The 549-nt window shown below is 57.4% G+C and carries 1 pseudogene; it reads left to right on the forward strand.

The annotated features are described in order from the left end of the window. Positions 1–549: pseudogene (locus tag ACP7A4_RS23190) on the forward strand (phage replication protein); the annotation flags it as partial.

Genomic DNA, 549 nt, shown 5'->3' on the forward strand with positions numbered 1-549 from the left:
CAAGGTCGGAAAAAAATCCGTGTCAGGGTCGGATAAATCTCCGACAAATCAGGGTACCAATAATCAGGGTACCAATCAGGTAACCAGTAATCAGGATTTGCAGGACGCTCCCGGCAAGCCGGTTCAGTCCCACGGCTTGGTTTTGGTTGTTGACCGCTTCGAGGCGCCACGGGTCGAGATTCCTGCTGACATGCCTGGCCCCAAAGACCAGACCTGCAAAACTTTCAAGGCCTGGGCCAACTACGCCATGGCCTACCGCAAGCGCTACAACACTTGGCCGGTCTGGAATGCCAAGGCTGGTGGCCAGCTGGGTCAGCTTGTGGATCGCCTCGGAGCTGATGTCGCCCACCACGTCGCTGCCCATTACCTGAAAAACAGCGATGTCGGCGTCGTGCGCAAATGCCACAGCCTCAACGAATTGCTGGTCAACGCCGAGAGTTACCACACCCAGTGGGTCACGAACCGCCAGATGAACTCAACTACCGCCCAGCAGATCGAGCGCAAGCAAGCGAATCACGCAGCCGGAATGGAAGCGGCGCAGCGGATCAT

Source organism: Pseudomonas sp. TWR3-1-1 (genome assembly GCF_049896545.1).
In the GTDB taxonomy this organism is placed as follows: Bacteria; Pseudomonadota; Gammaproteobacteria; order Pseudomonadales; family Pseudomonadaceae; genus Aquipseudomonas; species Aquipseudomonas weihenstephanensis.